The organism is Halomonas sp. IOP_31, assembly GCF_021151495.1.
GTDB lineage: Bacteria > Pseudomonadota > Gammaproteobacteria > Pseudomonadales > Halomonadaceae > Modicisalibacter > Modicisalibacter zincidurans.
On the sequence record NZ_JAIRBP010000027.1, the window covers coordinates 18,294 to 31,561 of the forward strand.

Below are 13,268 nucleotides of genomic sequence, written 5' to 3' on the forward strand. Positions count from 1 at the left end.
GCGGGACGGCGGACGGGCGCGTCGTCAGCGCTGTGCTGGCAGGCTACAATGGCCAGCCTACGGGGCCGCGGCCCCGCTGTCATCCGCCCTGATCATCGCACGACGCTACGTTGCGTCACCGGAGTCGCTGTCATGGCCAAGCGCTACGATGGCCTGCGCGCCCTGGCGATCGCCAGCCAGGCGCTGGGCTTCATCCTGATCATTACCCTGGAAACCGTGCTCGGCGACGCCGCGCGGCCCTGGCAGGGAGCAACGCTGGCGGCGATGCTGCTTGCCGCGCTGAGCATCGCGGGGATCCGCCAGTACCGTTACAACCGCGGCCGCAAGGCGGCGGAGCGCGCCCGGCGCGGCGCGGCGCGCCGTGAGCGCGAATCCGCGGATTGAGCGCTTTCGCGGCTGACGATCAACCTGCGCACCCAACGCGATACGCTCCTTGTCGCTCACCGCCGGCGTTCATTCATTGGCAAGCGATACTTGTGCCAACCGGCGCTGATTCAGGAATGTACCACTGCTGATCAGCGCAATCCGCCTATCGGCTTTGGCTAGCGACCCGCCGCCTCGGCGGATGCGCGCCGGTCGAAGCGGGCGAAGAGCTGCCCGGCGCCCCCGTCGACGTCCTGCTGATAATAGAGACTGGCCAGCGACAAGCCGACCGGGGCAGCGAGCGCCGGGCCTTCGAGCAGGCTCTGGTAACGCTCGCCGCCGATCATCGTCAGGCGCTGGGTGACGAACAGCGTATCCAGCACGCCATGGCGCAGCAGCGAATGCAGTGAATAAGGACCGGCCACCGAATAAATCCGCCGGTAGCCGCGCTCGCCGAGTCGCCGGACGACCTGGCATATGTCGAGCTCGCCGGTGATGCTGGCGGCGTCCGGCTCGGCGTCCAGGCCGATCACTTCGGCCCCCTGGGCGGCCAGGCGATCGCGCCGCTCGGCGCTGATCAGCGAGCGGGCGATGAAGATCAATACCCGCCGGCCCTGCTCGAGCAGCGTCTCGGGTAGCGGGAAGTCGAGCGTATTGCTGAGCACCACCACATCGGACTGAGGCCGCAAGCCCTGGGTGCGGCGCCACGCCAGCAGATCGCTGAAGGCCGGGTCGTCGGCCACCGGCAGCGCGGCCTGGGCGCGCCCTTCGGCCAGCTGGCGGAAGTAGCGTCCACCGATCAGCAGGGCGTCGGCGCGTGCCGCAAGCTCTTGATAGAGCCGCCAGTCATGGCGGTTGGCGACGCTCGTCGGCACCTCGTCGTGGCCCGCGGCGTCCTCCACGGCGACCCGGCCATCGAGGCTGGTGACGAAGTTGCTGTAGACGAAGGGGATGGCGTGCGGGGCGTGATCGAGCGGCGTGTCGAGATAGAGCCCTTCCAGCGTGCATGCCTGCGTGGGGGCGGGATAGAGCCTGAGGAGTGTCATGGCCGTGCTTTCCAAATGCTTTCCAGGTCGATTCGATGGCGACTGCGAATGGCACGATAGCACGCGCATCGGCGCCGCGTTTGGCGCCGAGGATGACTATTTTCATACTTTTGGCTCGCCGCCAGCGGCTATCTTGAGCATAACGCTGTAGCAGGTATGGCCCATGCGACGGGTCGCCTGTCGGGTGGGGCGGCTGCTTGGCGATAGTGGCCGCGAGGCGGCGTTCCGTTCTCGCACGAGATCACTCACAGGCGACCCGTTCGGGTGCCAGGGAGGCAGCGATGGATGCGCGCAACGTCTTCGTCGTCGGGCTCAATGCGTTCAATCGCGAGCGTCTCGAGCACCTCCGCGGCGCCAGCGAGTACCGTTTTCATGGCGTGATCGAACCGGAAGCGGTCTACGACACCGAAATATTCCCCATCGAGGCCATGCTGAACCAGGCCACGGCGCAACTGGACGCCTTCGCGGGGCGCATCGACGCCATCGTCGGCTACATGGACTTCCCCGTCTCGACCATGCTGCCGTTGCTGTGCGAGCGCTACGCCACACCGACCGCCAGCCTCGAGAGCCTGCTCAAGTGCGAGCACAAGTACTGGAGTCGGCTGACCCAGCGCGAGGTGATCGGCAATTACATCCCGCGCTTCACCGCCTTCGACCCATTCGACGATAGCGCGCTGTCGCGTATCGGCGAGGCGGGGCTGTACTTCCCGTTCTTCGTCAAGCCGATCAAGTCATCGGGCTCGCGGCTGGGCTTTCGCATCGACAGTCCCGAGGACTTCGGTGCCGCGATCGCCCGGTTGCGCGAGGATATCGGGCTGATTTCCGAGCCGTTCAACTTCATCCTCGAACAGGCCAACCTGCCCGACGCGGTACGCGCGGTGGACGGCGGCTTCTGCATGGCCGAGGAGATCATCGGCGGCTGGCAGTGCACGGTGGAAGGCTACGTCTTCCAGGGCGAGGTGGTGCCCTACGGCATCGTCGATTCGATTCGCTACCCGCAGGTGTTGAGCTTCTTCTACTACCGCTACCCCTCGCGCTTGCCGACTCACATCCAGGACAAGATGCGCGAGCTGACCACCACCATCATGACCCATATCGGCTACGACAACGCCGCGTTCAACGTCGAATTCTTCTGGGACGAAGTCCAGAACCGCATCTGGCTGCTCGAGATCAACACGCGCATTTCCCAGTCGCACTGCGATCTGTTCGAGAAGGTCGACGGGGTCAGCCATCAGCAGGTCAGCGTCGACCTGGCGCTGGGCCAGCGCCCCGACATGCCCACGGCAGAGGGCGCTTACGAGGTGGCGGGAAAGTTCTTCTATCGGGTGTTCTTCGTCGATGCCGTGGTCACGCGGGTACCCAGTGTTCAAGAGATCGACGCGTTGCAGCAACGCTTCCCGGGGTGCGTGATCGCCCTGCAGGTCGGCCTCGGTACCCGGCTTTCCACGTTGCCCGAGCAGGACAGCTACAGCTTCGCGCTGGCGCACATCTGGATGGGCGCCGACAGCGACGAGGCGCTGCTCGCCGACTACACCGCGCTTGCCGAATCGCTGACGTTCGAATTCGAGGAGGTCATTGGCTGAACGCCGCGCGGCGCTTCGCCTACCCTGAAAGCATCCATGCCGAATAACGACACGATAAGGGACCGCCATGCGCATCGTCAGCGACTTTCCACGCCGGGTTCACGAAGAGGAGACCTGGATCACGCTTGCCGACGGTTGCCGGCTGGCGGTACGCATCTGGCGGCCGGTGGATGCCGAACAGCGGCCGGTACCGGCGATCCTCGAATACCTGCCTTACCGCAAGCGTGACCTGACCGCCCAGCGCGATGCCCAGACCCACCCCTACTGGGCCGGTCACGGCTATGCCGGGGTGCGCGTCGACATTCGCGGCAGCGGCGAATCGGATGGCGTGCTAACCGATGAGTACCTGCAGCAGGAGCTCGACGACGGTGTCGAGATTCTCGACTGGCTGGAACGCCAGCCGTGGTGCGACGGCAACGTGGGGATGATCGGCATCTCATGGGGCGGCTTCAACGGCCTGCAGATCGCCGCTCTCCAGCCGCCCCAGCTCAAGGCGGTGATCACGCTGTGCTCCACCGACGACCGCTACGCCGACGATGTTCACCACATGGGCGGCTGTCTACTCGGCGACAACCTGTCGTGGGCCTCGACGATGTTCGATGCCAACGCCAGCCCGCCCGACCCGGCGCTGGTCGGCGAGCGCTGGCGCGAGCTGTGGCAGCAGCGCCTGGAAGGCAGCGGCCTGTGGCTGGCGACCTGGCTGGCCCATCAGCGCCGCGACGCCTACTGGAAGCATGGCTCGGTGGGCGAGGACTTCGCGCGGATCCGCTGCCCGGTCTACGCCGTGAGCGGCTGGGCCGATGGCTACTGCAATGCCGTGTTCCGCCTGCTGGAAGGGCTCGACGTGCCGCGCAAGGGCCTGGTCGGGCCCTGGGCGCACAAGTACCCGCACCTTGGCGTGCCGGGCCCGGCGATCGGTTTTCTGCAGGAGACGCTGCGCTGGTGGGATTACTGGCTGAAAGGCCAGCAGACCGGGATCATGGATGAGCCGATGCTGCGGGTCTGGATGCAGGATTCGGTGCCGCCCTCGGCGCGCTACGAGGTGCGCCCCGGACGCTGGGTCAGCGAGCCGAGCTGGCCGTCGCCGACGATCGTGCCTCAATCCTTTCGCCTGACCAGCGGCCACGATCTGGTCCCCGATGTCGCCCAGATCGCCGCCGCGCCGGGCGCCGCCGCGCCCGAGGTCGACGACGTTCCGCTGACGATCCGTTCGCCGCTGTTCGTCGGCCTCTACGCCGGCAAGTGGTGTTCCTACAATGCGCCCCCCGACCTGCCCCACGACCAGCGCGACGAGGATGGCGGCGCGCTGATCTTCCAGACCCGGCCGCTCGGCGAGACGCTGGAGATCTGCGGCCAGCCGGTGGCCGAGCTCGAACTCGAGGCCGACCAGCCGGTGGCGATGATCGCCCTGCGGTTGAACGACATCGCCGTGGACGACAAGGCCACCCGGGTCTCGTACGGCCTGCTCAACCTCACCCACCGCGACAGCGACGAGCATCCCGAGCCGCTCGAGCCGGGCAGGCGCTACCGGGTGCGCATCCCGCTCAAGCACATCGCCCAGCAGTTCCCGGTAGGGCATGCCTTGCGACTGTCGCTGTCGAGTAGCTACTGGCCGCTGGCCTGGCCCTCGCCACGGCCGGTGCGTTTGACCCTGCATCCGGCCTCGAGCCGGCTGATCCTGCCGTGCCGCGAGCCCAACCCGGCCGAGGAGGCGGCATTGCCGGCCTTCGCCATGCCGGAAGGCGCGCCGCCGCTGGCGTGCACGCTGATCCAGCCGAGCCAGGAGGCCTGGCGGGTGATCCGCGATCTGGCCAACGATCGCACCACCCTCGAGGTGGTCAACGACGCAGGCGTCTATCGGCTCGACGACATCGACCTGGAGCTCGCCGTGCGGGTCACCGAGCGCTACAGCTATGCCTACGGCAATTACGACAGCCTCAGCGGCTGGACCGAATGGGAGCGCCATTTCCGACGCGGCGACTGGCAGGTGCGCACCGTGACCCGCACGCTGATGACTTCGGACGCCGACAACTTCCGCCTGCGCGCCACCCTCGACGCCTACGAAGGCGATAGCCGGGTATTCGCCAAGAGCTGGGACGAGGAAATACCTCGCGACCTGGTTTAGCGTTCGCCACCAGGTCGCGAGTAGCGCGGCGGGTCAGTGCAGTTGACGTTCGCAGACCTCCCGGTTGGCCTGGACCGCCTCGGGGTAGGTCGGGTAACGATCGATCTCGCGGACCTTGCCGCCGGTGGTTTCCAGCAACAGCCAGTAGTCCGGCTGCTGGAGGCGACCGCGGGGGGCGAGCGTGGCGGGGGTGATCTTGAAGCTTCGCTGGGTCATGACAGCCTCCATTCCGATTACATAAGTACACAATCAGCATGGAAGAGTTACGCGCGCTGAGAAACATGGTTTTCTAAACGAAAAATAACGGCTTGGCGATCAGGACGATGAGCTGGAAAGTATCGGCTTTCTGATCCGGCGCTGACGACGCGAACGGCTTCTGTCATCGAAGGGCACGCCTGGACGCCCAGATCTCCTTCATGGGGCACTTCGAGCTACTGAATCTATTGGTGGCCTGGTTCTCGATCTTCTTCTCGACTCAACGGGCCTCCGGCTGCGCGCCGGGCGCCGCGCGTTGAAAGGCCGTCAGCGTGTCGCAGCGCTCGGCGATGCGCCGGATCGTCGGGTAGGCGCTCAGCTCGCACTCGAAGCGCCGGGCATTGAAGACCTGCGGCACCAGGCAGGCGTCGGCCAGGGTCGGCGTGTCGCCGTGGCAGAATGCGCCGTTGGCGGACGAATCGGCGAGCAGCGCCTCCAGCGCGCCGAAGCCTTCGGCGATCCAGTGCCGATACCAGCCGAGCTTGGCGGTCTCGTCGAGGCCCAGCTCGCCGGTCAGATACTTGAGCACCTTGAGGTTGTCGAGCGGGTGGATCTCGCAGGCGACGACCTGAGCCAGCGCGCGTACCCGGGCGCGCCCCTCGGCGTCCGTGGGTAGTAACGGCGGTTCGGGGTGACGCTCGTCGAGGTATTCGCAGATCGCCAGCGACTGGGTCAGCCGCGTGCCGTCATCGGTCTCGAGCGTCGGCACCAGCCCTTGGGGATTGCGGGCGAGGTTGTCCGCGCCGCGCTGCTCGCCGCCGGTCAGATCGACCGCGATCTGGTCGTAGTCCAGCCCCTTGAGATTGAGCGCGATGCGCACCCGGTAGGCCGCCGATGAGCGAAAGTAACCGTAGAGTTTCATCCTGGCCTCCGCTCACTTCGTCGGGTACTGGACGACCCGCTGGTCGATGGCGCCGAAGATGCTGTCGCCCCGCTGGTCGAACATCTCGATGCGCACCCGGTCGCCGAAGCGCAGGAAGGGGGTGGTGATCTCGCCGTGCAGGATCTTCTCGACCATCCGCACCTCGGCCAGGCAGCTGTAGCCGACCCCACCCTCGGCGACGGGCTTGCCGGGGCCGCCGTCGGCGCCGGGATTGGAGACGGTGCCCGAGCCGATGATCGCTCCGGCGCCCAGCTGGCGCGTCCTGGCGGCATGCGCGACGAGCTGCGGAAAGCCGAAGATCATGTCGGGGCCCGCTTCGGGCTCGCCGAACTTCTCGCCGTTGAGGTGCACGGTCAGCGGCCGATGGACCCGGCCGTCGCGCCAGGCATCGCCCAGCTCGTCGGGGGTCACGGCGATCGGCGAGAAGCTCGATGCCGGCTTGGCCTGGAAGAAGCCGAAGCCCTTGGCCAGCTCGCCGGGAATCAGCCCGCGCAGGCTGACGTCGTTGACCAGCATGACGAGCTTGATGTGCTCGGCGGCCCGCTCGGGCGAAACGGCCATCGGCACGTCGTCGACGATCACCGCGAGCTCGCCTTCAAGGTCGATGCCGTGCTCCTCGCTGAGCGCCTCGATATCCTCGCTCGGTGCCAGGAAGCTGTCGCCGCCACCCTGGTACATCAGCGGGTCGCTCCAGAACATCTCGGGCATCTCGGCGCCGCGCGCCTGGCGCACCAGTTGCACGTGATTCAGGTAGGCCGAGCCGTCGGCCCAGTGATAGGTCCGCGGCAAGGGTGAATGCAGCGCGCTCATGTCGAGATCGAAGGCGTCCGCGGCCTGGCCGGCGTTGAGTTCGCCATAGACGGCGTCTAGCCGGGGAGAAAGGGTTTCCCAGTCTTCGATGGCCTGCTGCAGGGTGGCGGCGATCTGCGGCACGCGTACGGCACGGGTCAGGTCGCGGGAGACCACGATCAGCTGGCCGTCGCGGCCCTGGTTGAGTGTGGCGAGTTTCATGAAACGATCCTTATGCTTGTGTCGTCGGAGATCAATCAGCGCTGGTCGGGGGTGAAGTGCGAGCGCAGCCCCGCCCACACGTCGACGTAGTCGCGCTGGCGGAAGTCGGCGTCCAGGGCGGCCGGGGTCGGCTGGTACACGTAGCGGCTCTCGAACATGAAGGCCAGGGTGTCGCCCAGGCGCTGCGGGGCCAATTCGGCGGACGTCGCCTTCCCGAAAGTCTCCGCGTCGGGGCCGTGGGGCGACATGCTGTTGTGCAGGCTCGCCCCGCCGGGCAGGAAACCTTCGGCCTTGGCGTCGTACGCGCCGTGGATCAGGCCCATGAACTCGCTCATCAGGTTGCGATGGAAGTAGGGCGGACGGAAGGTGTGTTCGGCGACCAGCCAGCGTGGCGGGAAGATCACGACGTCGATGTTGGCCATTCCCGGCGTGTCGGAGGCCGAGGTCAGCACGGTGAAGATCGACGGATCGGGATGATCGAAGCTGACCGTGTTGATGGAGTTGAAGCGCGCCAGGTCGTACTTGTAGGGCGCGTAGTTGCCGTGCCAGGCCACCACGTCCAGCGGCGAATGGTCGAGCCGGGTCGCCCACAACCGGCCCGAGAACTTGGCGACGAGCTCGAACTCGCCGGTCACGTCCTCGTAGCACGCCTCCGGACTCAGAAAGTCGCGCGGGTTGGCCAGCCCGTTGGCGCCGATCGGCCCCAGACCGGGCAGCTCGAACGGGCTGCCATAGTTCTCGCAGACATAGCCGCGCGCCGCCTCGGCACCGCCGGCGAGCCGGACCTGGAACTTGATCCCGCGCGGAATCACGGCGATCTCACCCGAAGCCACCTCAAGCACGCCCAGTTCGCTACGCAGCGTGATCGCACCCTGCTGCGGCACGATCAGCAGCTCGCCGTCGGCGTCGTAGCAGAAGCGCTCGGTCATGTCGCGGTTGAAGGCGTAGACGTGCACGCCGCAGCCGGTCTGTGCCGTGGCATCGCCATTGACGGCGATCGTCATCAGCCCGTCGATGAAGTCGGTGGGGATGTCGGGCAGCGGATGCGGATCCCAGCGCATCTGGTTGGGATCGGCGGCCGGCTCGTGCGGTGGCGCCGTGGCCCACTGGCCGCGCGCAAGCGGGCGATAGGCGCTTTGCGCCACCGAGGGGCGGATGCGGTACAGCCAGCTGCGCAGGTTGTGGCTGCGCGGGGCGGTGAATGCCGAACCGGTCAGTTGTTCGGCGTAGAGCCCGTAGGGGCAGCGCTGGGGCGAGTTCTGGCCTTCCGGCAGCGCGCCGGGCAGGGCCTCGCTGGCATGATGGTTGCGGAACCCGCTTAAGTATTCCGGTTTGTTATTCATGAGCGTTCCTCGTCATCGATACGGGCAAGACACGACCACGCCGGCATTTGGTTTCATTTGAAACTAAATCGTAGTGAGGGTGGCAGCCGCGGTCAAGGGCTGTGTTCGTGAGGTGCGGAACCTAAATCCGGCGGTCGATATGTCATCAAACGAACATCTAATGGTCAGGATCTTGTAATGCGACCACCTTTAAGATCGCGATTGTCTTTCGAACGATGGACAACCGATAACAATGCCTGATCGTTCGATCAGCGAGTCGCGGTACGGGGCCCGTGTCCGTCGACCCCAAGCTTGTACAGGAGCCTTGCATGTCTCGTTCGCTGTTTATTCCCTCCCTCGCGTGGCGCCGTGCCGCTCCGGGACTGGCCGGTACTCTGGCCGCGACACTCTTGAGCATGGGTTCGGCCCAGGCTGAAACACAGATCGAATGGTGGCACGCCATGGGCGGCACGCTCGGCGAGAAGGTCAACGAGATCGCCGCCGACTTCAACGCCAGCCAGGATGAATACGTCGTCAAGCCTGTCTTCAAGGGCAACTACACCGAAACCATGACCTCGGCGATCGCCGCCTTCCGTGCCGGCAAGGCACCGCAGATCGTGCAGATCTACGAGGTTGGCACCGCGACCATGATGTACGCCAAGGGCGCCATCGTGCCGGTCTATCAGCTGATGGCGGATGCCGACGTCGACTTCGACCCGAATGCCTACCTGTCGGCGGTCGCCGGCTACTACACCACGGCCGACGGCAAGATGCTCTCGCTGCCGTTCAACTCCTCCACGCCGGTGACCTACGTCAACCGCGACATTCTGGAGAAGGCCGGCGTCGACGAGGTGCCGACGACCTGGCAGGGCCTCGGCAAGACGCTCGAGAAGGTGGTGGGTTCCGGCGCCGCGCAGTGTGGCCTGACTACTACCTGGCCCTCCTGGGTGATGCTCGAGAACTACTCGGCGCGCAACGACATTCCCTTCGCCAGTAAGGCCAATGGCTTCAAGGGGCTGGACGCCCGCCTGCAGTTCAACGACACCGCGGTGGTCGATCATATCCAGCGTCTCAACCAGTGGCAGCAGGACGGACGCTTCGCTTACGGCGGCCGCAAGGACGATGCCGCACCCAAGTTCTACTCCGGCGAGTGCGCGATGATGATGGGCTCCTCGGCCTCCTACGCTGGGGTGCGTGACAATGCCGACTTCAACTTCGGTGTCGCGCCGCTGCCCTACGATGCTGAGGTCGTCGACACGCCCAACAACACCATCATCGGCGGCGCCTCGCTGTGGGTGCTCGACGGCGCCAGCGAGGCGCAGAAGGAGGGGGTCGCGGCGTTCTTCAAGTACCTCTCCTCGCCCGAGGTGCAGGCCGACTGGCATCAGTTCACCGGCTATCTGCCGATCACCACCGCAGCCGCCAAGCTGACCCGCGAGCAGGGGTTCTACGACGAGAACCCGGGCACCGACGTGGCGATCAAGCAGATGACCGGTTCCGAGCCCACCGAGAACTCCAAGGGGCTGCGGCTGGGCAACATGGTGCAGATCCGCGACGTGATCAACCAAGCCCTGGAGAAGATCTTCGCTGGTAACATCGGCGTTCAGGAAGGACTCGACCAGGCGGTCGAGAAGGGCAACGCGCTGCTGGCCAAGTTCCAGCGCGCCAACAGCTGATCGCCCGCCAGGTTCGGCCCGCCATCGTGAGTCGCTGGCGGGCCGGCGTGCGTTGCGGAGACCCTGAATGACCCACTTTCAACGCTATCGTTTCACTCCCTGGTTGCTGATGGCGCCGCAGCTGATCATCGTCGGGGTGTTCTTCTTCTGGCCGGCGCTGCAGGCGGTCGAACAGGCCTTCTACGTCGAGGATGCCTTCGGCCTGTCACGACAGTTCGCCGGGCTGGGCAATTTCGTGGCCGTCTTGACAAGCCCCGAATACTATAGCGCCGTGTGGACCACGGTGGTGTTTTCCCTGGCGGTGGCGCTTGGAGCGATGGCCATCGCCCTGCTGCTGGCGGTGCTGGCCGATCGCGTCATCAAGGGCGACAATGCCTACAAGACACTGCTTATCTGGCCCTATGCCGTGGCGCCGGCGGTGGCCGGCGTGTTGTGGCTGTTTCTCTTCGATCCGACCCTGGGGCTGGTGAGTGCCGGCCTCAAGGCGCTGGGCATCGGTTGGAACCACAACCTCGACGGCAGCCAGGCGTTGCTGCTGGTGATCCTGGCCTCGATCTGGAAGCAGATGAGCTACAACTTCGTGTTCTTCCTGGCCGGGCTGCAGGCCATTCCCAGGAGCCTGCTGGAGGCCGCCGCCATTGACGGTGCCGGCCCTTGGCGGCGCTTCTGGACGGTGACCTTTCCGTTGTTGTCGCCGACCAGTTTCTTCCTGCTGGTGATGAACAGCGTCTACGCCTTCTTCGACACCTTCGGCACCATTGATACTGTCACCGGCGGCGGGCCGGGCGGCGCCACCACCACCCTGGTCTACAAGGTCTACCAGGATGGCTTCGTGGGGCAGGACCTGGGAGCCAGTGCCGCCCAGTCAGTGCTGTTGATGATCCTCGTGGGGCTGCTGACGCTGATCCAGTTCCGTTTCGTCGAACGTCGAGTCGAGTACTGATGCGCTACCAACGACCCGGGCTTGATCTGGCCAGCCACCTGCTGCTGGCCATCGGTTGCGGCCTGTTCTTCCTGCCGGTGTGGCTGGCCTTCACCGCCAGCACCCATTCCATGAGCGACCTCTACGCCAACGTCGCGCCGCTGTGGGTGGGCGATGCCGGGTTGTCCAACTACGCGCGGCTGATCAACGACCCGGTGAGCGGCCTGGGCACCGACGTGCTGCGCCTGCTCGCCAACTCGCTGGTGATGGCGCTGGGCATCGCCGTGGGCAAGATCGCCATTTCGCTGCTGGCCGCCTACGCCATCGTGTTCTTCCGCTTCCCGTTGCGGCGGCTGTGCTTCTGGCTGATCTTTATCACCCTGATGCTGCCGGTGGAGGTACGCATTATGCCAACCTTCGCGGTGGTAGCCGACCTGGGGCTGCTGGACAGCTATGCGGGACTGATCCTGCCGCTGATTGCCAGCGCCACCGCGACCTTCCTGTTGCGTCAGTTCTACCTGACCATCCCGCCCGAGCTGGTCGAGGCCGCGCGCATCGATGGCGCGGGCCCCTGGCGTTTTCTGCGTGACATTCTGCTGCCGTTGTCGAAGACCAATCTCGCGGCATTGTTCGTGATCATGTTTATCTATGGCTGGAACCAGTATCTCTGGCCGCTGTTGATTACCACCAATGCTGACTATCTGACCGTTGTGGTCAGTCTCAAGCGTCTATTGACGACCGGTGATGCTCTGGTGCCCTGGCAGGATGTCACGGCCACCGCGATGCTGGCCATGGGGCCGCCGGTGCTGGTGATCCTGCTGATGCAGCGTTACTTCGTCAAAGGCCTGGTCGAGACAGAAAAGTAAACGCTTGCCACGGCGTGAAAGGCACCTACGAGGAATGCTGACGAGACAACTTTTATGGCAACCCTGCAACTGAGCGACCTCAAGAAACGCTATGCCAACGGCTTTGTCGCCCTGCACGGGATCGACCTGGCCGTCGAGGATGGCGAGCTGATCGTGATCGTCGGCCCCTCGGGCTGCGGCAAGTCGACGCTGCTGCGCAGCCTGGCCGGGCTGGAATCGATTACTTCGGGCGAGCTGACCATCAACGGCCGGCGCGTCAACGAACTGGAGCCCGCCGCGCGCGACATCGCCATGGTCTTCCAGAACTACGCGCTCTATCCGCACATGAGCGTGTTCAACAACATGGCCTATGGCCTCAAGAACCGCGGCGTGCCGAAGGCCGACATTCGCCGCCGGGTCAATGCTACCGCCGAGCTGCTTGACCTCGGCGCACTGCTCGAACGACGCCCGCGCCAGCTCTCGGGCGGCCAGCGCCAGCGCGTGGCCATGGGCCGGGCGATCATCCGCGAGCCCCAGGTGTTCCTGTTCGACGAGCCGCTGTCCAATCTCGACGCCAAGCTGCGCGTGCAGATGCGCCTGGAGATCCGACGCCTGCAGAAGCGGCTCAAGGTCACCTCGGTCTATGTGACCCACGACCAGACCGAGGCGATGACGCTGGCCGATCGGTTGGTGGTGATGAACGGCGGCCGGGTCGAGCAGTGCGGCACGCCGATGGCGCTCTACGACCGTCCGGCGACCCGCTTCGTCGCCGGCTTCATCGGCTCGCCGGCGATGAACTTCCTGCCGGTGACGGTCCACGATGAATGCCTGCGGCTGCCCGGCGGCGGCGAACTGACGCTGGCCACCGGGCTGAATGATGGTACCGAGCTGACGCTGGGGGTGCGTCCCGAGCACCTTGTCGCCCTGGACGAGGGTGCTGTGATTCCGGGCGAGGGTGCGCTCATCCAGGCTACGGTGGAATTGGTCGAGCCGTTGGGCGCCGATACCCTGACCTATGCCCGGATGGCGGGCCTCGACGAGCTGTTGGTGGTGCGCCTGCACGGCGAACACGCCGCCGGGGAAGGCAGCGTCCTGCGCCTGTGGCTGTCACCCGAGCGCAGCCACCTGTTCGGTGACGACGACCGCCGCATCAAGGCGCATCACGCCACCAGACCCTTGAATAAAGGATCGATCGGCCTCTGACACTAGATTATTCCAGCAATATGCTGACGTATTA

The 13,268-nt window shown here is 65.6% G+C and carries 12 protein-coding genes; 7 read left to right on the top strand and 5 right to left on the bottom strand.

Annotated elements, in window-relative coordinates:
• Positions 1-132: 132 nt before the first annotated feature.
• Positions 133-384, top strand: coding sequence for a hypothetical protein (locus tag K7I12_RS13170; RefSeq protein WP_031382425.1), 252 nt, complete (start codon positions 133-135; stop codon positions 382-384).
• 158 nt (positions 385-542) lie between these two features.
• Here the strand turns inward: K7I12_RS13170 and K7I12_RS13175 are convergent, their stop codons facing one another.
• Entirely contained in the window at positions 543-1,409 is an 867-nt protein-coding gene (locus tag K7I12_RS13175; RefSeq protein ID WP_031382426.1) for a RibD family protein, read from the bottom strand.
• 281 nt (positions 1,410-1,690) lie between these two features.
• Here K7I12_RS13175 and K7I12_RS13180 point away from each other — a divergent pair, with 281 nt between their 5' ends.
• Both K7I12_RS13180 and K7I12_RS13185 read left to right on the top strand, forming a co-directional pair.
• Positions 1,691-2,992 carry an ATP-grasp domain-containing protein gene (locus tag K7I12_RS13180; RefSeq protein WP_031382427.1) on the top strand — a complete coding sequence of 434 codons (1,302 nt, stop codon included), beginning with the start codon at positions 1,691-1,693 and terminating at the stop codon, positions 2,990-2,992.
• 67 nt (positions 2,993-3,059) lie between these two features.
• Positions 3,060-5,117 (top strand): CocE/NonD family hydrolase, encoded by a 2,058-nt coding sequence (locus K7I12_RS13185; protein WP_231664388.1) that lies wholly within the window; start codon positions 3,060-3,062, stop codon positions 5,115-5,117.
• Positions 5,118-5,150: 33 nt separating this feature from the next.
• On the opposite strand, the gene K7I12_RS13190 is transcribed toward K7I12_RS13185, so the two are convergent.
• From K7I12_RS13190 to hmgA, 4 genes are all read right to left on the bottom strand, one after another.
• Positions 5,151-5,333 (bottom strand): hypothetical protein, encoded by a 183-nt coding sequence (locus K7I12_RS13190; protein ID WP_031382429.1) that lies wholly within the window; start codon positions 5,331-5,333, stop codon positions 5,151-5,153.
• Positions 5,334-5,592: 259 nt separating this feature from the next.
• Positions 5,593-6,234 (bottom strand): maleylacetoacetate isomerase, encoded by a 642-nt coding sequence (gene maiA / locus K7I12_RS13195; protein WP_231664389.1) that lies wholly within the window; start codon positions 6,232-6,234, stop codon positions 5,593-5,595.
• 12 nt (positions 6,235-6,246) lie between these two features.
• Positions 6,247-7,266 carry a fumarylacetoacetate hydrolase family protein gene (locus tag K7I12_RS13200; RefSeq protein ID WP_231664390.1) on the bottom strand — a complete coding sequence of 340 codons (1,020 nt, stop codon included), beginning with the start codon at positions 7,264-7,266 and terminating at the stop codon, positions 6,247-6,249.
• 35 nt (positions 7,267-7,301) lie between these two features.
• The gene (hmgA, locus tag K7I12_RS13205; RefSeq protein WP_231664391.1) at positions 7,302-8,609 is read right to left on the bottom strand and encodes a homogentisate 1,2-dioxygenase; all 1,308 of its coding nucleotides are present in this window, start codon (positions 8,607-8,609) and stop codon (positions 7,302-7,304) included.
• A 308-nt stretch (positions 8,610-8,917) separates the two neighbouring features.
• Between hmgA and ugpB the strand changes: the two genes are divergently transcribed.
• The 4 genes from ugpB (at position 8,918) to K7I12_RS13225 (ending at position 13,234) form a co-directional block, all read left to right on the top strand.
• Complete coding sequence (gene ugpB, locus K7I12_RS13210; RefSeq protein WP_269438676.1) at positions 8,918-10,264, top strand: sn-glycerol-3-phosphate ABC transporter substrate-binding protein UgpB; 1,347 nt, start codon at positions 8,918-8,920, stop codon at positions 10,262-10,264.
• Between the two features lie 67 nt (positions 10,265-10,331).
• Positions 10,332-11,207: a sn-glycerol-3-phosphate ABC transporter permease UgpA gene (ugpA, locus tag K7I12_RS13215; protein WP_031382434.1), complete on the top strand. Its 876-nt coding sequence runs from the start codon at positions 10,332-10,334 to the stop codon at positions 11,205-11,207.
• Entirely contained in the window at positions 11,207-12,052 is an 846-nt protein-coding gene (ugpE, locus tag K7I12_RS13220; protein ID WP_031382435.1) for a sn-glycerol-3-phosphate ABC transporter permease UgpE, read from the top strand. The genes ugpA and ugpE overlap by 1 nt, the downstream gene beginning before the upstream one ends.
• Before the next feature lie 54 nt (positions 12,053-12,106).
• Positions 12,107-13,234 (top strand): sn-glycerol-3-phosphate import ATP-binding protein UgpC, encoded by a 1,128-nt coding sequence (locus tag K7I12_RS13225; RefSeq protein ID WP_231664392.1) that lies wholly within the window; start codon positions 12,107-12,109, stop codon positions 13,232-13,234.
• Positions 13,235-13,268 lie beyond the last annotated feature (34 nt).

Bases quoted from the DNA above. Each gene is read 5' to 3' on its own strand.
- K7I12_RS13170 (WP_031382425.1), top strand. From the start codon at position 133: ATGGCCAAGCGCTACGATGGCCTGCGCGCCCTGGCGATCGCCAGCCAG.
- K7I12_RS13175 (WP_031382426.1), bottom strand. From the start codon at position 1,409: ATGACACTCCTCAGGCTCTATCCCGCCCCCACGCAGGCATGCACGCTG.
- K7I12_RS13180 (WP_031382427.1), top strand. From the start codon at position 1,691: ATGGATGCGCGCAACGTCTTCGTCGTCGGGCTCAATGCGTTCAATCGC.
- K7I12_RS13185 (WP_231664388.1), top strand. From the start codon at position 3,060: ATGCGCATCGTCAGCGACTTTCCACGCCGGGTTCACGAAGAGGAGACC.
- K7I12_RS13190 (WP_031382429.1), bottom strand. From the start codon at position 5,333: ATGACCCAGCGAAGCTTCAAGATCACCCCCGCCACGCTCGCCCCCCGC.
- maiA (WP_231664389.1), bottom strand. From the start codon at position 6,234: ATGAAACTCTACGGTTACTTTCGCTCATCGGCGGCCTACCGGGTGCGC.
- K7I12_RS13200 (WP_231664390.1), bottom strand. From the start codon at position 7,266: ATGAAACTCGCCACACTCAACCAGGGCCGCGACGGCCAGCTGATCGTG.
- hmgA (WP_231664391.1), bottom strand. From the start codon at position 8,609: ATGAATAACAAACCGGAATACTTAAGCGGGTTCCGCAACCATCATGCC.
- ugpB (WP_269438676.1), top strand. From the start codon at position 8,918: ATGTCTCGTTCGCTGTTTATTCCCTCCCTCGCGTGGCGCCGTGCCGCT.
- ugpA (WP_031382434.1), top strand. From the start codon at position 10,332: ATGACCCACTTTCAACGCTATCGTTTCACTCCCTGGTTGCTGATGGCG.
- ugpE (WP_031382435.1), top strand. From the start codon at position 11,207: ATGCGCTACCAACGACCCGGGCTTGATCTGGCCAGCCACCTGCTGCTG.
- K7I12_RS13225 (WP_231664392.1), top strand. From the start codon at position 12,107: ATGGCAACCCTGCAACTGAGCGACCTCAAGAAACGCTATGCCAACGGC.